Below are 21,808 nucleotides of genomic sequence, written 5' to 3'. Positions count from 1 at the left end.
CAAAGGCTTATTCGAACTCGACCAAGAGATCCTTGGCGTCGATCTGACTGGCGGGGCTGACATTGACCGCCTTGATCACGCCGTCTTGGTCGGCGTTGATCGAGGTTTCCATTTTCATCGCCTCGATGGTCACCAACACATCACCCTTTTTGACCTTTTGGCCCGCGGTCACTGCCACTGTCGCCACAACGCCGGGCATCGGCGCACCAATGTGTTTGGGGTTGCCGAGTTCGGCTTTGGGCCGCGCGGTGGTGGTGGACGCCGCAGAGCGGTCTTTGACACGCACGGTGCGCGGCTGGCCGTTCAGTTCGAAAAACAGTTTGACCTCACCCTTTTCATCCGGCTCACCCAAGGCCTGACAGCGGATTTCCAAGGTCACGCCGGGGTCGATCGACACTGAAATCTCTTCGCCCATCTCCATGCCGTAGAAAAAGTTTTTCGTCGGCAAGGTCCGAACCGGGCCGAATTGATCGTGGCGGTCCATGTAATCGGTGAACACCTTTGGGTACATCAGGTAGCCGTTGAGATCCTCATCATCAATGGCGCAGTCCTCAAATTTAGCGGCCAACTCTTTGCGCGTCGCCTCCAAATCCACCGCCGGCAGGTGTTTGCCGGGGCGTTCAAGGTTGGGTTTTTCTTTGCCAAGAACCTTTTTGAGGATCGTGTCGGGGAAGCCATTTGGCGGCTGGCCCAAATTGCCACGCATCATGTCGATCACCGAATCCGGGAAGGCGACGTCGTGTTTCGGGTCTTCGACCTGAGCGCGGGTCAGGCCTTGGGAGACCATCATCAGCGCCATGTCCCCGACCACTTTCGAGGAGGGCGTGACCTTGACGATGTCGCCGAACATCATGTTCACATCGGCGTAGCATTGCGCCACCTCATGCCATTTTTCCTCCAAGCCCAGCGAGCGGGCCTGGGCTTTGAGGTTGGTGAACTGTCCGCCGGGCATTTCGTGTAGGTAGACCTCGGACGCGGGGGCTTTGAGGCCACTTTCAAACGCCGCATATTGGCCGCGCACCGCTTCCCAATAGTTGGACAGCTCGCGGATGGCGGAAATATCAAGTCCGGTGTCGCGCTCGGTGAATCGCGTGGCTTCGACGATGGAGCCCAAACACGCCTGTGAGGTGCCGCCAGAAAAGGCATCCATTGCGGCGTCAATCGCATCGACACCCGCGTCGGCTGCGGCCAAAATCGTTGCGGCGGCGGCCCCAGAGGTGTCATGGGTGTGGAAGTGGATCGGCAGGCCGACCTCTTCTTTCAGAGCTTTGACCAGCACCCGCGCTTGCGCCGGTTTCAACAGGCCCGCCATGTCTTTGAGACCCAAAACATGCGCCCCCGCAGCCTTCAAATCCTTGCCCATCTGGACATAGTATTTCAGGTCATATTTGGCCCGCGCCGGATCAAACAGATCACCCGTGTAACAGATCGTGCCTTCACAGACCTTGCCAGACTCGATCACCGCATCCATCGCCACGCGCATGTTTTCGACCCAGTTGAGACTGTCGAAGACGCGGAACACATCGACGCCGGTCTCGGCCGCCTGTTTGACAAAACTCTGTACCACATTGTCAGGGTAGTTGGTGTAACCTACGCCGTTTGAGGCGCGCAAAAGCATTTGCGTCATCAGGTTTGGCATCTTTTCGCGGATGTCGCGCAGGCGCTGCCACGGGCATTCCTGCAAGAACCGATAGGCCACATCAAAGGTCGCGCCGCCCCAACATTCGACCGAGAACAGCCCCGGCAGATTGGCGGCATAGGCGGGGGCGGCGTTGATCATGTCGATCGAACGCATCCGGGTGGCCAACAGCGATTGGTGGCCGTCACGCATGGTGGTGTCGGTGATCAAAAGCTGCTTTTGCGCCAGCATCCAATCGGCCACCGCTTGCGGGCCTTGCGCGTCCAAAAGCTGCCGCGTGCCGGGCAGGGGTGTTTCCATCCGCAAGGCCGGGATCGTCGGGGTGCGGGCATCTGCGGCGGGTTTGGCCCGACCCAAGGTTTCGGGGTGGCCGTTGACCGTGATCTCCGAAAGATAGGTCAGGATTTTCGTCGCCCGGTCGCGGCGCGGTTTGAAATCAAACAGCGACGGCGTCTCATCAATAAATTTCGTGGTGTATTCATTGCCGAGGAAAATCGGGTGTTTCAGCAGGTTTTCAACAAAGGCAATGTTGGTGGAGACTCCGCGAATACGGAATTCGCGCAACGCCCGGTCCATCCGTGCAATCGCCGCCTCAGGAGTCGGCGCCCAAGCGGTCACTTTGGTGAGCAAACTGTCGTAATACCGCGTGATCACCGCGCCGGAATAGGCCGTGCCGCCGTCCAAACGGATGCCCATGCCGGTGGCTGAGCGATAGGTGGTGATGCGGCCATAATCGGGGATGAAATTGTTGGCGGGATCTTCGGTCGTGACCCGGCACTGAAGCGCATGCCCGTCAAGTTTCACATCATATTGTGACGCAACCCCTGTGGCCTCGACCAAGGATTTGCCCTCGGCAATCAGGATTTGCGCCCGCACGATGTCGATGCCGGTGACCTCTTCGGTCACGGTATGCTCGACCTGCACCCGTGGGTTGACCTCGATGAAATAGAATTTGCCGGTGTCCATATCCATCAGGAATTCGACCGTGCCAGCGCATTCGTAATTCACAAATTCACAGATGCGCTTGCCGAGGTTACAAATCTCTTCGCGCTGGGTCTCGGAGAGGTAGGGGGCAGGGGCGCGTTCGACGACCTTTTGGTTGCGGCGCTGGACCGAACAATCGCGTTCATAGAGGTGGTAGATATTGCCTTGGCTGTCCCCGAGGATTTGCACCTCAACGTGACGGGCGCGGATGATCATCTTTTCCAGATAGCCTTCGCCGTTGCCAAAGGCCGATACAGCCTCGCGGCGACCCTCTTTGACTTTTTCTTCCAACTCTTCGGCATTCATGATCGGACGCATCCCGCGTCCGCCGCCGCCCCAAGAGGCCTTGAGCATCAAGGGAAAGCCGATTTCGCTGGCTTCTTTGCGGATCGCGTCCCAATCATCGCCCAACACATCCGTTGCCGGGATCACTGGCACGCCTGCCTTGACCGCAACTTTGCGCGCGCTGGCCTTGTCGCCCAATTCGCGCATGGTTTTGGCTTTGGGGCCGATAAAGGTGATGCCCGCTTCGGTACAAGCATCGACGAAATCGGGGTTTTCCGAGAGAAGGCCATAGCCCGGATGAATCGCATCCGCGCCAGACAGTTTGGCGACGCGGATGATTTCCTCGATGGAAAGATAGGCCGCAACGGGCCCCATGCCTTCACCGATTTTATAGGCCTCATCGGCCTTGAAACGGTGCAGGGAAAGTTTGTCCTCTTCGGCGTAGATGGCGACCGTGCGTTTGCCCATTTCATTGGCGGCGCGCATGACGCGGATCGCGATCTCCCCCCGGTTGGCTATCAGGACTTTTTTGAAGTTCGCCATCTCGCAGTCTCCCCTGTGACGCTGAAATTTTCATCAGGTTAGGGATTTCTGCGGTGCAGTAAATCCCCAAAACAACGGATGGTCGTGGAGGCATTGGAAACAGGTGTTCAAAAGCTGCACAAAGGGCGGTAACTGGACGTTCCGGTACAATAATTTGCAGTTTAGCAAAATAAACTCAGGTTATTAGCAAATCAGACCTTGGAAGGTGCCGTATTTTGCAAACCTGTCATTTGATCAGATTTCTGAGCCGCAGATCATGGGAATCGCCGCCCATAAGAGATGAAAAAATCACCCCTTATGGGCCGCATCTGACACGGGTATTGGACTTAGCTTTGGCGTGAGGTCAGCGGGATTTCTTTGAGCAAAACGGCGATGAGCAAGCCGCCTGCGGAGACCCCGGCCGCGATCCAATAGACCGGATGCAGCGCCGTTGAAATCGCATCGGCCACCACCCCGCGCGCGTCCACAGAAAGACCTGCGAGCACCTGTGGCCCCAGTTCGGCGACATTGGCCAGCCCATCCACAGGGGTCCCGCCCATCAAATGCGCCATCCGGGTGGCAAACAGCGCCCCAAACAGTGCCACAGCGATCGAGGCCCCAACTTGGCGGAACATCAACCCGGCGGCAGTGGCGGTGCCGATCTGTTGGCGCGGCACGGCATTTTGCACGGCGGTTGTGACCACCGGAAAGATGCAGCCCATGCCCGCGCCAAGTCCAACCAGCGCAGCCCACAACACCGGGGCGGGCAGGGTCGGAGACAGGCGGGTCAGGATCAAAAGTGCGACGGTGGTGAAGCTCAGACCGATCAACGGCAGGATGCGGTAACGCCCGGTGCGCCCCATGTATTGGCCTGAAATTGTCGAGGCCATAAGGATGCCAAAGGTCATCGGGATCAGCTGCAACCCGGAGCTTGTGGCGGTCGCGCCGCGCGCCATTTGCAAAAACACCGGGATGAAGGTCAGTGCGCCAAACATCAACGCGCCAGAGACGAATGAGATCGCAGAGGTGACGGCGAAGGTGTTCATCGTGAACAATTGCAGCGGCAAAATTGGTTCTTCGGCACGCCGTTCGATGGCGATGAAGCTGAGCACAGAAAGGACAAACAGTGCCATCAAACTCAGGCCAATCGGGCCGGTCAGATCGAACTCTTTTCCGCCCAAGGCGGTGAGCAAAACGATGGAGGACAGGGATAGCGTCAAAGCCGCAGCCCCCGCATAGTCGATTTTATGGCTGACGCGATCCGGGTGGGCTTTGAAGCCAAAGACAAAGCCTGCGAGCGCCAAAAGGCCGAAGGGCAGGTTGATGAAGAAAATCCAGTGCCAGGAGAGCGCATCGACAAACCAGCCGCCCAACAGGGGGCCTGCCACAGAGGAAATGCCAAAGACACCGGCAAAGACGCCCTGGATTTTGCCGCGATCTTTTGGCGGGATCACGTCACCAATGATCGAGAGGGCCAGCACGAACAGACCGCCACCGCCTAAGCCCTGAAGCGCACGAGCGCCGATCAAAAAGCCCATGGAGCCAGAGAGGCCGCATAACACAGAGCCGGTGAGGAAGAGCGACACCGAGACAAAGACCATATTGCGCCGCCCGTAAAGGTCGCCAAGTTTGCCATAAAGCGGTGCGACGATGGTGGAGGCGAGAATATAGGCGGTGACCACCCATGAGAGGTGTTCGAGGCCGCCAAGGTCGGCAACGATGGTAGGAAGCGCCGTGGACACAATGGTTTGATCGAGGGCCGCCAGCAGCAACAGCACCGCCACGGAGGCGATGACGAGGCGGACGGAACTGTGCTCATCCGTCGTGTTGAGGGCGGGCTCTGTCAAGGGAGGGGTGTGCGATTGCGACATGGGAACTCCTTATTGGCCCGTCTTGACGCAGGAGGCTCGGGTGGGGCGACTCGGGTGGGGCGGGCTTTTGTCAAAGAGGTAGTGCGAATTTATTTATGTGTCAATATCACATAAATGCGACCGTCATATAGTTGACATCCGCACATAATGATGCAATGTCACCCCGCATAACCGAGACTGCCGAGACTGCCGAAACTGCCATGACAGATGTATCCAAACTCCGCGCCTTTGATCCCCGTATTCATGCGGGCATCCCACAGTTTCTTGAAGGCAAAGGGTTCAGCCCCGAGGCCTCTGAGGCGCTTTTGGAATTGGATATGGCGCTGTTTCAATGGCGGCGCATGGCCGAAAAGGGCGAATTCAAGGGCAAGGTGTTAGAGGGCGTGACCGAGACATTGGAGCCTGCGCTGCTTCAGGGGCTGTTGTCGATTGCACAACTTTCCGCTGGCATTGGTCGCCCCGATCCGGTTCAGCCAACCATCGGCATGGTGGCCGAAGTGATGGCGGTGGACCCGTCCCGCGCCTCACGGATCGTGTCCGAACTGGTGTCACGCGGCTTTGTCGAACGGCGCGCGGCGCAGGAGGACGCGCGGCGCTCGGTTTTGGCAGTCACGCCGAAGTCGCGCAAATTTCTGGGCGAATTTACCCTATCGAAATGGCGCATTCTCTCCGAGGTGTTTGCGGGCTGGGAGGGCGAAGACATTGCCACATTTTCACGCCTCTTCGCACGCTATGTCTCGGGCATTTTGGCGGTTGTCTCCGAGGCAAAAGATGTCCCGTCAGAGGCGGTCAAACCCTAAGTTCAGTTGATTTTTTCTGGCCGGTTTTCTGGCCGATTTTCGGGCCGGTTTTCAGGTTGGCTCAACGAGGGCGGCCTCAACCCGGACAGGGCGCGCCGCGCGGCTTCGCGGGCCAAAATCTCCTGTGCCGGGCTGGCGGCAATCGGGCGGCTGAGATCAGAGGAAATCTCCCCCAGTGCGATCAACGCATGGTAGCGAGAGCAGCACACGCGCAAAAACGAGGTGAAATTGCCCAGATCGTGATCGGCATCCATCGCCTCATGCCACAGCTTCGTGATCAACTGTGCCAAGGACAATCCGTCACGCGCACCAATCTCTTCGAGTGTTTCCCAAAAATGCGTCTCGATCCGAATGGAGGTCGCCACCCCATCAATGCGCAGGCTCCGGGTCCGGCTTTGCCAAAGCATTGGGTCCGCACCAATAAAAAGTTCACACATCTCAGGTCCTCCCTCCTGTTTGGTGTCCGCTTTTGGTTCATTGGCAGGGTATATTGACCCCGCCAATGGGGTGATCTTACAGCAATTTCATAAACTGCGCGAGCCAGTCCGGATGGGCGGGCCAAGCGGGGGCCGTGACCAGATTGCCGTCGGTGACGGCGGCGCTCACCGCGATGTCGGCATAGGTGCCCCCGGCGGCTGTGACCTCAAAGGAACAGGCGGGATAGGCGGAACAGGTCCGATCTTTCAACACCCCGGCTGCGGCCAAAAGCTGTGCTCCGTGACAGACGGAGGCCACGGGTTTATTGGTCTCAAAGAAATGCCGCACCATGTCCAACACCGACGCATCCAGCCGCAAATACTCCGGCGCGCGCCCGCCCGGAATGACCAAAGCATCGTAATCGGACGCGTCAATCTCCGCATAGGTCGCGGTCAGCGCAAAATTGTGACCGGGCTTTTCGGTATAGGTCTGGTCGCCCTCGAAATCGTGGATCGCGGTTTTCACCGTTTCTCCCGCCGCTTTGCCGGGGCACACCGCATCCACCGTATGTCCGCAGGCCATAAGGCACTGGAACGGCACCATGGTTTCGTAGTCTTCGGTGAAATCACCTGTGATCATGAGAATTTTGGCCATCGTCTCTCCTCCCGTGACTGTCGATGTCGTGCGATCAGCCTAGGTCAGAGCGGGCGGGCGTGGGTGTTATGGGGATACTACGGTGAGGCGCGCAGGAAAGATACCAGATGTGATGAGAACATATAAAGAACGTGCTTTTCCTCGGCGCGGCTCTTCTGTATCGTCATGCGCATGAGCAGTTTCAATGAAGATGACGCCTTCGAGGCGGCCGTCACCCGCCCCGCCGCTGGCTCCAATACGGGCCAATCCCTGTCGCAACTGGCGATGCAGGGGGCTATGGGCGCGCGTCCTCTGGATTATCTGGATGGTCTCAATCCCGCCCAACGCGCCGCTGTTGAGGCCTTGGACGGTCCCGTCCTGATGCTCGCGGGCGCGGGCACCGGCAAGACCAAGGCGCTGACCGCGCGCATCGCGCATCTTTTGAACACCGGGCGGGCCCGTCCGAACGAAATCCTCGCTGTGACCTTTACCAACAAGGCCGCCCGCGAGATGAAAGAACGCGTGGCCGGGCTGATGGGCCACACGATTGAGGGGATGCCGTGGCTTGGCACCTTTCACTCGGTCTGTGTCAAACTCCTGCGCCGACATGCCGAATTGGTTGGGTTGAAATCGAATTTTACGATTTTGGACACGGATGATCAGGTCCGGTTGATGAAGCAACTGATCGTTGCGTCGGGCATGGACGAAAAGCGCTGGCCCGCGCGGCAATTGGCCGGGATCATCGACGGATGGAAAAACCGCGCGCTGACGCCAAAGACTTTGCCGGGCTCAGAAGCGGCGGCGTTTAATGATCGCGGGCCAAGCCTTTACGCCCAATATCAAGCCCGCCTTCAGACCCTGAACGCCGTCGATTTCGGCGATCTGCTTTTGCATATGGTGACGATTTTCCAAACCCACCCGGACCTGTTGGAGCAATATCAGCGTTGGTTCAAATACATCCTCGTGGACGAGTACCAAGATACCAACGTCGCCCAATATCTGTGGCTGCGTCTGCTTGCGGGCGGACATAAAAACATCTGTTGCGTCGGCGATGATGATCAGTCGATTTATGGTTGGCGCGGTGCCGAAGTGGGCAATATCTTACGGTTTGAAAAGGATTTTCCCGGCGCAAAGGTCGTGCGGCTGGAACAAAACTACCGCTCCACCCCGCATATTCTGGCCGCCGCCTCCTCGGTGATTTCCGGCAACACCGGGCGGCTTGGCAAAGAGCTTTGGACCGCTGAGACCGAGGGCGAAAAGGTCCGCCTCATCGGCCATTGGGACGGCGAAGAAGAGGCGCGCTGGGTTGGGGAAGAGATCGAAGCGATGCATGGCGGATCGCGCTCCCGGTTGCGGCAATTCTCCCTCGATGAGATGGCCATTCTCGTGCGTGCCTCGCATCAAATGCGCGCCTTTGAGGATCGGTTTTTGTCCATCGGTCTGCCGTATCGTGTCATTGGTGGGCCGCGTTTCTATGAGCGGATGGAGATCCGCGATGCGATGGCCTATTTCCGCGTGGTGATCTCACCCGAGGACGACCTGGCGTTCGAGCGCATCATCAACACGCCCAAACGCGGGGTCGGGGATAAGGCGCTGCAAGAGATTCAAATCGCGGCGCGCTCCAATGGTGTGAACCTTGTCGAAGGCGCGCGAATCGCGATTGCGGACGGGTTGCTCAAGGGCAAAGCCAAGTCCGGCGTGGCCGGGCTTTTGGCCGATCTGGATCGCTGGTCCGGGCTGTGCGCGCAACAAATCCGCTATCCCGGCGTGGCCGATGAAGACGCGCTGGTCGAAGACGTCGCCTATGATCCCGCCGAGATCGGCCATATTGAGCTGGCGGAAAAAATCTTGGACGAATCCGGCTACACCACCATGTGGCAAAACGACAAAACGCCGGAGGCGCCGGGGCGGCTTGAGAACCTCAAGGAACTCGTCAAGGCCTTGGAACAATTCGACAATCTCGCCGGGTTCTTGGAACACGTCGCTTTGATTATGGACAATGATAAGGGCAAGGATGGCGAGAAAGTCACCATCATGACCCTGCACGGGGCCAAGGGGCTTGAGTTTCCTGTCGTGTTCCTGCCGGGCTGGGAAGAGGGGCTTTTCCCGTCACAGCGCTCGATGGATGAAAGTGGTCTCAAGGGCTTGGAGGAAGAGCGCCGTCTCGCCTATGTCGGCATCACCCGCGCCGAGGAACTGTGTACCATCACCTTTGCCGCCAACCGTCGGGTCTATGGTCAATGGCAATCGCAGCTGGCCTCGCGGTTTATTGATGAATTGCCGGTCGATCATGTGGACATCATGACGCCTTCGGGGCTTTCGGGGACGCCGGGGGCTTTGGCTCTTTGGGCGGGCATCAGGACGATGACCTGCCACGTGCCTCCTTCCATGATCGCGTGTCCAATGCCGATGCTTATGACTCCCCCGGCTGGCGACGGATGCAGAGCCGTGGCCAACAAGCCAAAGCCGGACAACGTGGCGTGGCGCACTCCATCGGCAAACATCCCGCCGTGATTGACGCCAAAGCCGTCGTGGCCTTTGCCATCGGGGATCGGGTGTTTCACAAAAAATTCGGCTATGGCGAGGTGATGGAGATCGAGGGCGACAAGCTCGCCATCGAATTCGATCATTCCGGTTTGAAAAAACTGGTGGCGGGCTTTGTTTTGCCGGCTGAAAAGGCCTCTGATGTGCCATTTTGAACCAGATTTTCCGCAGTATGCATTGAAATTAGCCGGATTTTAACCGTGCTGACGTAGCGTCCCGTCATCCTCAGTGGGTGATAGGCGATGACGATAACCATCAATGCAATCGACAGCCAATTTGCGGCGTCAACCGGGTCAAATGTGAATTCGTCGCCGGGTCAGTCGAAATTTGACTACCCGCCCACGTCCACCCATGACTTGATCATCGAATCGCAGCTGGGTGATGACAGCCCCTACATCTTTTCCCCTGGCGACACCTATACGTTGACCTTTTCGGGGCAGGGCGGCGATACCATCGAAAATGCGACGGTCGTCCGATCTGACTATATCAACTATGGTGGCGACGAAGGGTATGCGGTGGTGTTTGAGGGCTATGATAGCAATGGCGAATTGGTCCAAGTGGTCTGGACGCCCGAATTCGACCTTGAAACGTGGTATTTCAACAATTTTGTTGGCGGACAGGCGCCCGAATTTCACAACACTGACTTAGACCCCGGCACCACGTACCAAGCCGTGTGTTTTGAAGCCTCGATGCCGATCGACACCCCGTCTGGGCCAATGCCTGCGGTTCGGATTCGCCCCGGCGATCGGGTTTTAACCCACGATCACGGTCCACAAGTGGTGCGTTGGGTTGCGGCGCGCGACGTGCGTGGATGGGGACGCCATGCGCCGGTGGTGTTTGAACCCGGCGCAATTGGCAATTCTGGCCCGGTTTGTCTCAGTCAACATCATCGGGTGTTGGTGCAGGGCGAGGAGGTGATGCAAAAACACGGCGTCTCTCAGGTGCTTTTACCTGCTGTTTCCTTTGTGGATGGCACTCACATTCGGATTCGGCCGCAGGACCGTATCACCTATGTGCATTTGTTGTTTGAGCGCCACGAATTGGTTTCCTGTCAGGATGTGGTCTGCGAAAGCCTCTATCTTGGCCGTGTGGCGCGCGAGGTCATGGTTGCAGCGTCCGCCGCCCCCAAAGGGGCCCCCGAAAGCGGTGCGGTTGAAACTCTGATGGATGTTTTGGGCATGTCAGACGCGCAAACCCCGGCCCGACGGTTTTTGTCGGTCCGTGAGGGGCATGCGCTTTTGGCGCAAATTTCGGGTCAAAGCAAACAGAAGCCCAAACTTTTCTTATCGCCGGGGCGCAAACAGAGCCGCCCTTATCATTTGGATCTGTTGAAAGGGCCGGGATGGTCGGGCGGCGGTTTGCCCGCATTTGAGAGCGTGACGCAGTCGGAAACGCTCCAGATCTAAAGCCATTTTGAGATCGGCAAAGCGCAAAAGCACTTATCTTAAAGCGTAGCGCCGTAAACCGTGAATCACGGAGTTACGCCCACACCCTTGATATGTCTGGCAGCGTCATGCCTTTCCCCTGTCTCAGGTTCAAGGCATCACGCTTTAGGGCTCAAAATTTCACAGGCTAGATATGAAAACACCCGCGCCAGGGAGGAGGAGGGCGCGGGTGTCTCAGTATGCGGGCCACGAGGGAGGAGATGGACCCGTATCAGAAAGAAATGCGGCGGTGTCAGGGAGGAGGAAGACACCGCCGCCTTCAGTAACGGCCCCTCAGGGAGGAGGAAGAGAGACCGCATATCGAGGGCTTTCGCCCGGTATAGGTGCGACGATGCAGGGAGGAGGAAGCATCGCCGCTCTGGTCTTCAGGGTCCAAGGGAGGAGGAAGAACCCTAAATTCCGTATCTGTGCGGCGACGTCAGGGAGGAGGAGAGACGCCGCCGCTTTTATCAGGGCCCAGGGAGGAGGAAGGGCCGTGATGTCGTAAACTTATTTGCTGTATGCGGCTTCGTAAGCCACAGCGTTGATTGAGGCGCGGGACATGCCCATGTCGGCCAGATCGCGGTCTGTCAGACCGGACAGCTCGAGCACTGTTTCGCGGTAGACCTTGTAGCGTGCAAACCGTTCTGCCAAAGATTTGAACAGACCGCCGAAGGAGGCGGAGGAGGCCGGTGCGGCGCTGCGAATGTCGTTTGCGTAAGCCATGTGACTTTAACCTTAGTATGCGTTTGGGCAGTTTGCCCTTTGGGAGTGCGATCTGACTTTGGCCTGTTCCGCTCTGCGCGCCACCCGTGTGGGGGGCGACTTAAAGCGGTTTGGGCTTCGGCTCTGTCGCTCGTTGCTTGAGTTCAATTTGGGGGAATTGCTGCGAATGCACAATCCCCCACCTTGTCAATGCTGCCATGCAGAAAATGCATGACCCATGCTGACCTATTTTCCCGTTGCGGTTGCGGTAACACCGCGAACGGACAAAATGCGTCGGATTGAGTGGTGGAATTGGGTCAACAAAGGGCCTATTTCGGGGGGAGAGCAAAAGAGGGATAGGATCTATGCCCGTAGAACACGACAGTATCATGACGGTCCTTCGGGGCGTTGCGTTGCCGGATGGCACGAATCTTGTGGACGCCGACCGCGTGCGCGCCCTTAATGTTGAGGGCGATGTGGTGCGTTTCGTCATTGAAGCCCCCGATGCCACGGCCGCACGCGCCTGGTCCGGGGTTGAGGCCGAGGCCAAGGCGCGGCTTGAGGCTTTGGAGGGGGTTGGCAAGGTTTCCATCGTAATGACCGCCCATGGCCCGGCCGGGTCCACGCCTCCGCCCGCGACCACTTCGGGGGGCAAAGAGCCGCCCAGCCTCAAAATTGGCCGCCATCCAACGCCGCAGCAGGGTAAGACCAAGCCCGCCGGCGTTCAAAACGTCATCGCCATTGCCTCGGGCAAGGGCGGCGTGGGCAAATCCACCGTGTCCGCCAATCTCGCCGTCGCCTTGGCCAAAATGGGCCGCAAGGTCGGGCTTTTGGATGCCGACATTTATGGCCCGTCGCAACCGCGGATGATGGGGGTCAACAAACGCCCCGCCAGCCCTGATGGGGAAACCATCGAGCCGCTGCATGCTCATGGCGTCACCTTGATGTCGATCGGGTTTATGATCCCGGATGGCGAAGCTGTGGTTTGGCGCGGGCCGATGTTGATGGGCGCGATGCAACAGATGTTGGGGCAGGTGGCTTGGGGTGAGTTGGATGTGCTGTTGATCGACATGCCGCCGGGCACGGGCGATGTGCAGCTCACGTTGGGGCAAAAAACCGACCTGACTGGCGCGCTTGTGGTCTCGACGCCACAGGATGTGGCCTTGATGGATGCACGGCGCGGGATTTCGATGTTCAACAAGTTGAACGTGCCAGTGCTGGGGCTGATCGAAAATATGTCGATGTATATCTGTCCGAACTGCGGGCATGAGGCGCATATTTTTGGCCATGGCGGCGTGGCGGAAGAGGCCGAAAAGATCGGCGTGCCGTTCTTGGCGCAACTGCCTTTGGCGCTTGAGGCGCGGATCGCAGGGGATGAAGGCGTGCCGATTGCCGCGACCGACAGTCCTCTGGCCGAGCCCTATCTGCAACTGGCGCAGCGCTTGGTTGCGGGTGGTATGGCCTGATCTCCACTTTCCAGAAGGATTTGAAACGCGCGGGGCGAGGGCTCCGCGCGTTTTTGTTTGGGCGGTGCGCTCGTCTTTTGGGACTTTGTGGGTGTGGTGGGATTTCATGGCACTTTTGGGATTTCATGGCATTTCTCGGGGGTTTTACTTCCGTTTGTCCTCACGGCGAATCACTTCCCTGTGGATAACTCGGTGGAGTTTTGTGATTTCACTGGAGGGCTGTGGATTTTTTCACTCCTTCGATCTGTGTCGGGTTGGTTGCCATTTTGTCTATATATAGTTGAGTTGATCCAAAATTAACCAACATAAGGTAAGGTTTTTGTGATCTTGTGGCGCAACATCTGGTTGTGACGCGCCCCTGTGGGCAACATCTGGGGGCTGTGTGTAAGAAATCCATTGATTACCATGAATTCCCGTGCCAAATTGAATTCATCAGATGAGACGGGAATGAGCGGCGCATTCAAGACCGCAAACAAAACCCCAAAGTCAGGTTTCATACAGGCCCCGCTTTCATCAGAACAAAGAGATTCGACGCGCATGCGAGCAGACATCCCCCCAGATGGCGCGCGCAGTCGGACAGCCCGGTAATCGGGACGAGGGCGGCGGATCGAGCAGTGGCAGCAGCTCGGTCCGCCGTTTCGCATTCAAAAGCCCCGACATTGGGGTGGGACAGGTAAAGGAGCGCCGCGTGGCCGGCATGTTCATTGGCGAACACACCTTTAAGGTGGACGGAAAGGGACGCGTGTCGATCCCTGCCGATTTTCGTCGTGAACTCGAAGAGGGCGATCCCCTTGCCACGCAATCCGGGCGCCCGCGTATGGTCATCGTCTATGGCCATGACAAACAAAAGCAACTCATCGTACACACTTATGATGGCTATCGCCGTCTTGCCGCCGATATTGCTGCGCTGCCGCGCGGGTCGGAAAAGCGCAAGATCATGGAACGTATGATCCTCAACCGCGCCCGTCCGACCGAAGTGGACGCCGATGGTCGTTTGGTCCTGCCGCAGCCGTTGCGTGATAAGATTTCGCTTGATGGCACCGCCTATTTTGCCGGGCTGGGGGAGACCTTTGAGATTTGGAAGCCAGAAACCCACGCAGAGGTTGATGCGGTTGTGACGGGCAAATGGCTGGAAGAGCAGGGGGATGATTTTGATCCTCTGAGCCTTTTGGACGATATGGGGGTCTGACATGACCACGGACATCCCTCCCGCCGACGCATCTGACAAAAAGCCCCATATCCCCGTTCTTTTGCGTCCGCTGTTGCGCGAATGCGCACCCATTCATGGTCGTTGGCTGGATGGCACTTTTGGTGCGGGCGGCTATACCAAAGGTCTGATCGCCGAGGGCGCGGATCTGGTTTACGGCGTCGACCGCGATCCTTTGGCGCATGAGATGGCGCAAAGCTGGATCAATGAGCCGTCCTATGCGGGCAAGATCGAGCTGGTGCTTGGTACGTTTTCCAAACTCGATGACTACGCCTCAGAGCTTGACGGCGTGGTGTTGGATTTAGGTGTTTCGTCCATGCAGCTCGACATCGCGGAACGCGGATTTTCATTCATGCGCGACGGGCCGTTGGATATGCGCATGTCGCAGGATGGGATGACGGCGGCTGAGTTTGTCAACACCGCGGATGAGGGCGAAATCGCGGCGGTGCTGTTTCACTATGGTGAAGAAAAGCAATCGCGTAAAATCGCCCGTGCCATCGTGAAGGATCGCGTGGAAAAAGCGCCGTTTGAAACCACGTTGCAATTGGCGGGGCTGATCGAGCGGCTTTTGCCACGCAAAAAGCCGGGCCAAAGCCACCCGGCGACGCGCACGTTTCAGGCCATTCGTATTGCGGTGAATGACGAGTTTGGCGAGTTGATCGAAGGGTTAGAGGCCGCCGAGCGCGCGCTCAAACCGGGCGGTCAATTGGCAGTTGTGAGCTTTCATTCGCTTGAAGACCGTGTTGTGAAACGGTTTTTGCAACAGAGGGCCTCGACGGGCGGGGGCGGGTCGCGCTATGCTCCGGTGCAAGAGGCGAAAACGCCCGGATTTGAGCAGTTGTCCAAGGCAATCGGTCCAGATGATGACGAGTTGGAAGACAACCCGCGTGCGCGTTCTGCGCGGCTTCGGGTTGCGCGGCGCACGGATGCGCCGGCCCTCGGTGTGGATCGGTCGGATTTGGGTCTGCCAAAATCCGTAGTCAGTTCAAGGTGAGGCCCGGTGAGAGATGCGTAGCTTTTATTTTATCGTTTCTGCTCTGATGGTTATGGGGTTGGCCTTTTGGGCCTACCAGGAAAACTATGCAACGCAGCAAGTGCTGCGCAATGTTAGCCAAATTCAACGCGACATCGGTCATCAGCGCGAAGAACTGGCCGTGCTCAAGGCCGAATGGGCCTATCTGAACCGCCCCGAACGGCTGCGCGATCTGGCGGAGATCAACTTTGATCGGCTGGGGCTTTTGCCGTTTTTGCCCGAGCAATTCGGCCGTGTTGATCAGATCAGCTTTCCGGCTGAAGAAGACCTTTTGTTTGAACTGAGCAATCCCGTCGACGTGGTGGGCTCTTTGGAGGCGATCGAGCCATGAGCATACGGACCCCTTTGCGCCCTCTGGCCCGTGTTCTGTCTGCCCGCTCAAAAGGCGAAAATCCCGACACGATTGAGCGCGAAAACCTGCGTTTGCGCCACGAGGAGATGCGCGACAGCTCGCGGTTGCGCGCCGAAGGGCGGCTTTTGGTGTTGGGCCTGTGTTTCGTCTCGGCTTTTGTTGTCGTTGGTCTCAAAATGGGACAGGTGTCGGCCACTGTGCCCGAAGAGCCGCGCGCCGAGGCGTCCGGCACGCCGATCTTGGCGCAGCGCGCCGATATTGTGGACCGCAACGGTCGGATTTTGGCCACCAACCGGGTGACCAATTCGCTCTACGCCCAACCGCAAGAGATGATCGACCCGGTTCATGCCGCGCAAGAATTGGCGCGCATTTTCCCCGATCTCGACCAGGACCGATTGATCCGTGATTTTACCGGAAAGCGTAAGTTCCTCTGGATTAAGAAAAAAATCGCCCCAGAACAACAACAAGCCGTGCATGACATCGGTGAGCCGGGACTGTTGTTTGGCCCGCGCGAAGAGCGGCTTTATCCCAACGGAAAATTGGCGGCGCATATTTTGGGCGGCACCAAATTTGGCCGCGAGGGCGTGATGAGCGCCGAGATCGTTGGCCAGTCCGGCATTGAAAAAGCGCGTGACAGCTATCTGAGCGATCCGTCGAATGGCGACAAGCCGTTGCAATTGTCGATTGATCTGACGGTGCAATCGACCGTGCGTGAAGTGCTCTATGGGGGCATGCGGATGTTGGACGCCAAAGGCGCGGCCGCCGTGATGATGGACGCGCAGACGGGTGAGATCGTCGCCATGGTGTCGTTGCCGGATTTTGATCCGAACTCGCGCCCGACGTTTGCCGGACAAAAAGACGGTGAAAACCCACGGTTCAACCGTGCGGTGCAGGGCGTCTATGAGCTTGGTTCGACCTTTAAAATCTTTGCCGCCGCTCAGGCGATGGAAATCGGCATCGCCACCCCGGATACGTTGATTGAGGCCAAACCGCCGTTTCGTTGGGGCAAATACACCATTGGCGAATTCGAAGGCCATAATTACGGGCCAATGTTGAGCCTCAATGACATGATCGTCAAATCTTCGAACGTGGCGACCGCGCATGTGGCACAACAAATCGGTGTGGAGCGGCAACAGAGCTTTCTCAAATCGCTGGGCTTTTTCGAAGCCACCCCGGTGGAACTGTCCGAGGCCCCCTCGGCCAAGCCGCTTTTGCCGCCGCATTGGTCGGAGCTTTCGACGCTGACCATCGGCTTTGGCCACGGTCTGTCGGCCTCGCCGCTGCATCTGGCTACGGCTTATGCCTCTTTGCTCAATGGCGGCACGCGGGTGGAGCCGACCTTGATCAAACGCACGGGCTTCACTCCCAAAGGCCCGCGTGTCGTGCGTGAAGAGGTCTCAACCGCGTCGCGTTCCATGCTGCGCCAAGTGGTGTCAAATCCGGCAGGCACGGCCAGTTTTGCCGAGGTGCCAGGCTATCATGTTGGTGGCAAAACCGGCACAGCCAACAAGCCTAAACCGACGGGCGGCTATTATGACGACAGAAACATCAACACGTTTGCCTCGATCTTTCCGGCGGAAAATCCGAAATATGTGCTGATCGTGACCATGGATGAGGCCTCTGACACGTCAGGACCAAAACCGCGCCGCACCGCCGGCTGGACCGCTGTGCCGGTCGCCGCTGAGGTGATCCGTCGCACCGCGCCGTTGTTGGGGCTGCGACCCGAGATTGAATCCAGTGCCCAAGCTGCGCTAACACTGACCGCATCACGTTAAAGCGTTTTGCTTTGATCCCTCGCGGGTCTTTATGCGGATCAAATCGAAACCAAAGTCGCAAAAAGGGCGGGTGTTGCCATGATGAAAACGCTATCCGAGCTTGGATTGACCGCGCAGGGCGGGCGGGAGTGTACGATCACGGGCCTTTCTGTCGACAGTCGCCAGACCATGGAGGGGCATTTGTTTGCCGCTTTGCCGGGCGCACGGTCGCATGGGGCAGAATTCGTTCAATATGCCTTGCGTATGGGCGCGCGGGCGATTTTGACCGATCCCGAAGGCGCGCGCATCGCGCAGGATGCGATCAAAGATCACGATCCCGCTTTGGTCGTGGTCGAAGATCCGCGTCAGGCATTGGCCTATGCCGCAGCGCTTTATTTTGGCCGCCAACCTGAGGTCATGGTCGCGGTCACCGGCACCAATGGCAAAACCTCGGTGGCGACTTTCACCCGTCAGATTTGGCAGATTTTGGGAATGCGTGCGATCAACATTGGCACCACCGGGGTTGAGGGCGATTGGCAAGCGCCAAGCCCGCACACCACGCCCGAACCGATCACTTTGCACCGGATGTTGTCGGAGGCCGCAAATGCAGGCGTCACCCATGGCGCGATGGAGGCGTCGAGCCATGGGCTTGCACAGCGCCGCTTGGATGGGGTCGGTTTGACGGCGGCGGCATTCACCAATTTCACCCAAGACCACTTGGATTACCACGCCACGTTTGAGGCCTATTTTGCCGCCAAAGCCGGGCTGTTTACGCGGATTTTACCGGAAGACGGCGTGGCCGTCGTCAATATTGACGATGCGCGCGGGATGGAGGTCGAGGGCCTGTGCGCCGAGCGTGGCATTGATGTGATGCGGGTTGGCCGTTCAGACGCCGCCGATCTGCGCGTCATGGGGCAACGCTTTGACCCGACAGGGCAGGACCTGCGCGTCGATTTTGTTGGCAATATCTACCAAATCCGGCTCGATCTGATTGGCGGATTTCAGGCCGAAAACGTCATGGCCGCCGCTGGGTTGGTGATGGCCTCTGGCGCCGACCCGGAAGAAGTGTTTTCCTGTCTGCCCGAACTCACTGGTGTGCGCGGGCGGATGCAACACGCGGCCACGCGTGGCAATGGCTCGGCGGTGTTTGTCGATTACGCCCACACGCCTGATGCGGTGGCCACCGCGATCCAGGCGCTGCGTCCGCATGTTATGGGCCGGATCATTGCCATCGTTGGCGCGGGCGGCGATCGCGATAAAACCAAACGTCCATTGATGGGCCGCGCGGCGCAAGAGCACGCCGATCTGGTGATCATCACCGATGACAACCCGCGCTCCGAAGACCCGGCCGCGATCCGTGCCGAGGTCATGGCGGGCGCGCCCGATGCGATGGAAGTGGCGGATCGGGCCGAGGCGATCCTGCGCGGCGTTGACGCGTTGCAGCCCGGTGACGCGCTGTTGATTTGCGGTAAGGGGCACGAGAGCGGGCAGGTGATTGGCGACGATATTTTTCCGTTTGATGACGTCGAACAGGCCTCACTGGCGGTGTCTGCGCTGGATGGTGCGCTGTGAGCGGGGCGTTATGGACCTCGGGTGAGGCGGTCGTCGCCACGCAAGGGCGCGCCACGCAAGGTTTTGAGATCACGGGCATTTCGATTGACACCCGTACGATCCAGCCGGGCGATTTGTTTGTCGCTTTGGCCGATGTGCGCGATGGTCACGACTTTGTGGCACATGCTTTGGCCAAAGGCGCTGCGGCGGCTTTGGTGTCGCGCTTGCCAAAAGGGGTCACGGAGGATGCGCCGCTGTTGATCGTCGATGACGTTTTGCCCGCGCTTGAGCGGTTGGGCGTTGCCGCCCGCGCCCGCGTGGCGGGCAAGGTGATCGGCGTCACCGGCTCGGTGGGCAAAACCTCGACCAAAGAAATGCTGCGCGCGATTCTCAGCCAACAGGGCAAAACCCACGCCGCCGAGGCCAGCTACAACAACCATTGGGGCGTGCCTTTGACCTTGGCGCGGATGCCACGCGACACGGAATTTGCCGTGCTTGAGATCGGCATGAATCACCCCGGCGAGATTGCACCCTTGGCCCGTATGGCGCGCCCTGATGTGGCGATGATCACCACGGTCGCCCCGGCGCATTTGGCGGCGTTCGAGAATATCGAAGGCATCGCCCATGAAAAGTCCGCGATTTTTGAGGGGCTGGAACCGAATGGCGTGGCGGTGATCAATGGCGATCTGGCCGTCACTGATATTTTGGCCGCGGCTTGGTCCGGCGACATGATCCGGTTTGGCGAAGACGAGGCCTGTGCCGCGCGTCTCATGTCTGTCGATCTTGAGGACGGGGCAACGCTGGCGCATGCTGAGATCGACACCCAAAGCATCGACTTTCGCCTTTCCACCGCAGGTCGTCATTTTGCCGCCAATGCGGTGGGATGTTTGGCCGTGGTCTACGCGCTTGGTGCCGATGTGGCCCAGGCGGCACGGGATTTGGCGCTTTGGGCGCCGCCTGCGGGCCGGGGCGCGCGCGAAACGGTGGCCTTGCCTGTCGGTGCGCCGATCGAACTGATTGACGATGCGTTTAACGCCAACCCGACGTCGATGGGGGCAGCGCTTGAGGTCTTGGCCAAAGCGACGCCCAACACGGGTGGCCGGCGGGTGGCCATTTTGGGCGATATGTTGGAATTGGGGCCGCAAGAGACGGCGATCCACAAAGGCTTGGCGGCCCTGCCGTGGTTTGCCGTGGTGGATGTCGTGCATTGTGTCGGGCCACTGATGCGCGGCCTTTATAAGGCCCTGCCAGAGGCGCGGCGCGGCGCGTGGTTTGAGACCGCGACAGAGGCGCGTGAGGCGCTCAACACCTTGGTCGGGCCGGGCGATGTCGTCCTGATCAAAGGCTCAAAAGGCGCAAAAGTCAGCCTTCTGGTTGACGCGCTGCGCAAATTGGGGCACGGCCTGCCCAACGACGCATAAGAGGTAAACGCAGATGCTGTATTGGTTAACCGGACTGTCCGACGGGGGCGATGTTTTCAACCTCTTTCGCTATATCACCATGCGGTCGGGCGGCGCGTTTTTTACCTCTTTGATCTTTGCGATGCTGTTTGGCCGTCCCTTGATCAACCTGCTGCGCCGCCGTCAGGGCAAGGGCCAGCCGATCCGCGATGACGGTCCCGAAACGCATTTTGCCAAGGCCGGCACGCCAACGATGGGCGGGCTTTTGATCCTCACGGCGCTGTTGCTTTCGACGCTTTTGTGGGCGCGGCTCGATATTCCCTATGTCTGGATCGTGCTGTTCGTGACCTATGGCTATGGTCTGATTGGCTTTGCCGATGACTACGCCAAAGTCTCCAAAGCCAACACCAAAGGCGTTTCAAGCAAGCTGCGCTTGGGTCTTGGTTTTCTGATCGCGGCAATTGCTGCGATTTGGGCCTCGATGGTGCACCCCGATGAGTTGGCCTATCAACTGGCGCTGCCGGTGTTCAAAGACGTACTGGTCAACATGTCCTTCGCCTTCATTCCCTTTGCGATGATCGTCATCGTTGGCGCGGCCAATGCGGTGAACCTCACCGATGGTCTCGACGGGTTGGCGATCATGCCCGTGATGATTGCGGCAGGCACATTGGGCGCGATCGCCTATGTCGTCGGTCGGGTCGATTTCACCGACTACCTCGGCCTGCATTACGTGCCGGGCACGGGGGAGATCCTTGTGTTCACGGCGGCTTTGATCGGCGGGGGCTTGGGCTTTTTGTGGTTCAACGCGCCGCCCGCGGCCGTGTTCATGGGCGACACCGGCTCCTTGGCTTTGGGCGGCGCTTTGGGCGCGATTGCTGTGGCCACAAAACACGAGATCGTTCTGGCCATTGTCGGCGGCCTTTTTGTGGTCGAAGCGCTCTCGGTGATCATCCAGGTCCTCTATTTCAAACGCACTGGCAAACGGGTGTTCCTGATGGCGCCAATCCATCACCATTATGAGAAAAAAGGCTGGTCTGAGCCGACCATCGTGATCCGGTTCTGGATCATTTCCTTGGTGCTTGCGCTGATCGGGTTGGCGACACTGAAACTGCGGTAGGTCGCTTTGGTTTAAGGGGAGGGGCGCGGCCCCTCTGCGCCGGGCGCATTCACCCCAGGATATTTTCGGACAAAAGAAGGGCGGGGGCAACTCTGCCCTTTTCT

General features: G+C 58.6%; 16 protein-coding genes and 1 pseudogene. 11 read left to right on the top strand and 6 right to left on the bottom strand.

What is annotated here, in order from left to right:
- Positions 1–7 precede the first annotated feature (7 nt).
- Together DA792_RS11015 and DA792_RS11010 are read right to left on the bottom strand one after the other, a co-directional pair.
- Positions 8–3,451 (bottom strand): pyruvate carboxylase, encoded by a 3,444-nt coding sequence (locus DA792_RS11015; RefSeq protein ID WP_107719987.1) that lies wholly within the window; start codon positions 3,449–3,451, stop codon positions 8–10.
- Between the two features lie 326 nt (positions 3,452–3,777).
- Positions 3,778–5,301: an MDR family MFS transporter gene (locus DA792_RS11010; RefSeq protein WP_107719986.1), complete on the bottom strand. Its 1,524-nt coding sequence runs from the start codon at positions 5,299–5,301 to the stop codon at positions 3,778–3,780.
- 200 nt (positions 5,302–5,501) lie between these two features.
- On the opposite strand from DA792_RS11010, the gene DA792_RS11005 reads away from it, so the two are divergent.
- Positions 5,502–6,101 carry a MarR family winged helix-turn-helix transcriptional regulator gene (locus DA792_RS11005; RefSeq protein WP_159075250.1) on the top strand — a complete coding sequence of 200 codons (600 nt, stop codon included), beginning with the start codon at positions 5,502–5,504 and terminating at the stop codon, positions 6,099–6,101.
- 2 nt (positions 6,102–6,103) lie between these two features.
- Here DA792_RS11005 and DA792_RS11000 read toward each other — a convergent pair whose 3' ends face one another.
- A complete protein-coding gene (locus tag DA792_RS11000; RefSeq protein WP_254679679.1) occupies positions 6,104–6,538 on the bottom strand; it encodes a ribbon-helix-helix domain-containing protein in 435 nt (144 codons plus the stop codon).
- A 76-nt stretch (positions 6,539–6,614) separates the two neighbouring features.
- Entirely contained in the window at positions 6,615–7,172 is a 558-nt protein-coding gene (locus DA792_RS10995; protein ID WP_107719984.1) for a DJ-1/PfpI family protein, read from the bottom strand.
- Between the two features lie 171 nt (positions 7,173–7,343).
- Here DA792_RS10995 and DA792_RS10990 point away from each other — a divergent pair.
- Both DA792_RS10990 and DA792_RS10985 read left to right on the top strand, forming a co-directional pair.
- Positions 7,344–9,850, top strand: a pseudogene (locus tag DA792_RS10990) (ATP-dependent helicase).
- An 87-nt stretch (positions 9,851–9,937) separates the two neighbouring features.
- On the top strand, positions 9,938–11,101 hold the full coding sequence (locus tag DA792_RS10985) for a Hint domain-containing protein (protein ID WP_107719983.1): 1,164 nt from the start codon (positions 9,938–9,940) through the stop codon (positions 11,099–11,101).
- A gap of 528 nt (positions 11,102–11,629) precedes the next feature.
- Here the strand turns inward: DA792_RS10985 and DA792_RS10980 are convergent.
- The gene (locus DA792_RS10980) at positions 11,630–11,845 is read right to left on the bottom strand and encodes a DUF1127 domain-containing protein (RefSeq protein ID WP_107719982.1); all 216 of its coding nucleotides are present in this window, start codon (positions 11,843–11,845) and stop codon (positions 11,630–11,632) included.
- A gap of 344 nt (positions 11,846–12,189) precedes the next feature.
- Between DA792_RS10980 and DA792_RS10975 the strand changes: the two genes are divergently transcribed.
- Entirely contained in the window at positions 12,190–13,290 is a 1,101-nt protein-coding gene (locus DA792_RS10975) for an Mrp/NBP35 family ATP-binding protein (protein ID WP_107719981.1), read from the top strand.
- Positions 13,291–13,586: 296 nt separating this feature from the next.
- Here DA792_RS10975 and DA792_RS10970 read toward each other — a convergent pair whose 3' ends face one another.
- A complete protein-coding gene (locus tag DA792_RS10970; RefSeq protein ID WP_107719980.1) occupies positions 13,587–13,829 on the bottom strand; it encodes a hypothetical protein in 243 nt (80 codons plus the stop codon).
- A 158-nt stretch (positions 13,830–13,987) separates the two neighbouring features.
- Here DA792_RS10970 and mraZ point away from each other — a divergent pair, with 158 nt between their 5' ends.
- From mraZ to mraY, 7 genes are all read left to right on the top strand, one after another.
- Entirely contained in the window at positions 13,988–14,479 is a 492-nt protein-coding gene (mraZ, locus tag DA792_RS10965) for a division/cell wall cluster transcriptional repressor MraZ (RefSeq protein WP_254679704.1), read from the top strand.
- A 1-nt stretch (position 14,480) separates the two neighbouring features.
- A complete protein-coding gene (gene rsmH / locus DA792_RS10960; RefSeq protein ID WP_107719979.1) occupies positions 14,481–15,491 on the top strand; it encodes a 16S rRNA (cytosine(1402)-N(4))-methyltransferase RsmH in 1,011 nt (336 codons plus the stop codon).
- A gap of 13 nt (positions 15,492–15,504) precedes the next feature.
- The gene (ftsL, locus tag DA792_RS10955) at positions 15,505–15,861 is read left to right on the top strand and encodes a cell division protein FtsL (RefSeq protein ID WP_107719978.1); all 357 of its coding nucleotides are present in this window, start codon (positions 15,505–15,507) and stop codon (positions 15,859–15,861) included.
- Entirely contained in the window at positions 15,858–17,657 is a 1,800-nt protein-coding gene (locus tag DA792_RS10950; protein ID WP_107719977.1) for a peptidoglycan D,D-transpeptidase FtsI family protein, read from the top strand. Before ftsL ends, DA792_RS10950 begins: the two co-directional genes overlap by 4 nt.
- Positions 17,658–17,735: 78 nt before the next feature.
- Entirely contained in the window at positions 17,736–19,208 is a 1,473-nt protein-coding gene (locus tag DA792_RS10945) for a UDP-N-acetylmuramoyl-L-alanyl-D-glutamate--2,6-diaminopimelate ligase (protein WP_107719976.1), read from the top strand.
- The gene (locus tag DA792_RS10940; protein ID WP_107719975.1) at positions 19,205–20,608 is read left to right on the top strand and encodes a UDP-N-acetylmuramoyl-tripeptide--D-alanyl-D-alanine ligase; all 1,404 of its coding nucleotides are present in this window, start codon (positions 19,205–19,207) and stop codon (positions 20,606–20,608) included. The genes DA792_RS10945 and DA792_RS10940 overlap by 4 nt, the downstream gene beginning before the upstream one ends.
- Positions 20,609–20,621: 13 nt before the next feature.
- Positions 20,622–21,704 (top strand): phospho-N-acetylmuramoyl-pentapeptide-transferase, encoded by a 1,083-nt coding sequence (mraY, locus tag DA792_RS10935; protein ID WP_107719974.1) that lies wholly within the window; start codon positions 20,622–20,624, stop codon positions 21,702–21,704.
- The last annotated feature ends 104 nt before the right edge of the window (positions 21,705–21,808 follow it).

Source organism: Celeribacter baekdonensis (assembly GCF_003047105.1).
GTDB lineage: Bacteria > Pseudomonadota > Alphaproteobacteria > Rhodobacterales > Rhodobacteraceae > Celeribacter > Celeribacter baekdonensis_B.
This window is presented reverse-complemented; position numbering and strand designations above follow the sequence as displayed.

Bases quoted from the DNA above. Each gene is read 5' to 3' on its own strand.
- DA792_RS10975 (WP_107719981.1), top strand. From the start codon at position 12,190: ATGCCCGTAGAACACGACAGTATCATGACGGTCCTTCGGGGCGTTGCG.
- DA792_RS10945 (WP_107719976.1), top strand. From the start codon at position 17,736: ATGATGAAAACGCTATCCGAGCTTGGATTGACCGCGCAGGGCGGGCGG.
- mraZ (WP_254679704.1), top strand. From the start codon at position 13,988: ATGTTCATTGGCGAACACACCTTTAAGGTGGACGGAAAGGGACGCGTG.
- DA792_RS10985 (WP_107719983.1), top strand. From the start codon at position 9,938: ATGACGATAACCATCAATGCAATCGACAGCCAATTTGCGGCGTCAACC.
- DA792_RS10970 (WP_107719980.1), bottom strand. From the start codon at position 13,829: ATGCGCGTCGAATCTCTTTGTTCTGATGAAAGCGGGGCCTGTATGAAA.
- DA792_RS11015 (WP_107719987.1), bottom strand. From the start codon at position 3,451: ATGGCGAACTTCAAAAAAGTCCTGATAGCCAACCGGGGGGAGATCGCG.
- DA792_RS10995 (WP_107719984.1), bottom strand. From the start codon at position 7,172: ATGGCCAAAATTCTCATGATCACAGGTGATTTCACCGAAGACTACGAA.
- DA792_RS11010 (WP_107719986.1), bottom strand. From the start codon at position 5,301: ATGTCGCAATCGCACACCCCTCCCTTGACAGAGCCCGCCCTCAACACG.
- DA792_RS10980 (WP_107719982.1), bottom strand. From the start codon at position 11,845: ATGGCTTACGCAAACGACATTCGCAGCGCCGCACCGGCCTCCTCCGCC.
- ftsL (WP_107719978.1), top strand. From the start codon at position 15,505: ATGCGTAGCTTTTATTTTATCGTTTCTGCTCTGATGGTTATGGGGTTG.
- rsmH (WP_107719979.1), top strand. From the start codon at position 14,481: ATGACCACGGACATCCCTCCCGCCGACGCATCTGACAAAAAGCCCCAT.
- DA792_RS11005 (WP_159075250.1), top strand. From the start codon at position 5,502: ATGACAGATGTATCCAAACTCCGCGCCTTTGATCCCCGTATTCATGCG.
- DA792_RS10950 (WP_107719977.1), top strand. From the start codon at position 15,858: ATGAGCATACGGACCCCTTTGCGCCCTCTGGCCCGTGTTCTGTCTGCC.
- mraY (WP_107719974.1), top strand. From the start codon at position 20,622: ATGCTGTATTGGTTAACCGGACTGTCCGACGGGGGCGATGTTTTCAAC.
- DA792_RS11000 (WP_254679679.1), bottom strand. From the start codon at position 6,538: ATGTGTGAACTTTTTATTGGTGCGGACCCAATGCTTTGGCAAAGCCGG.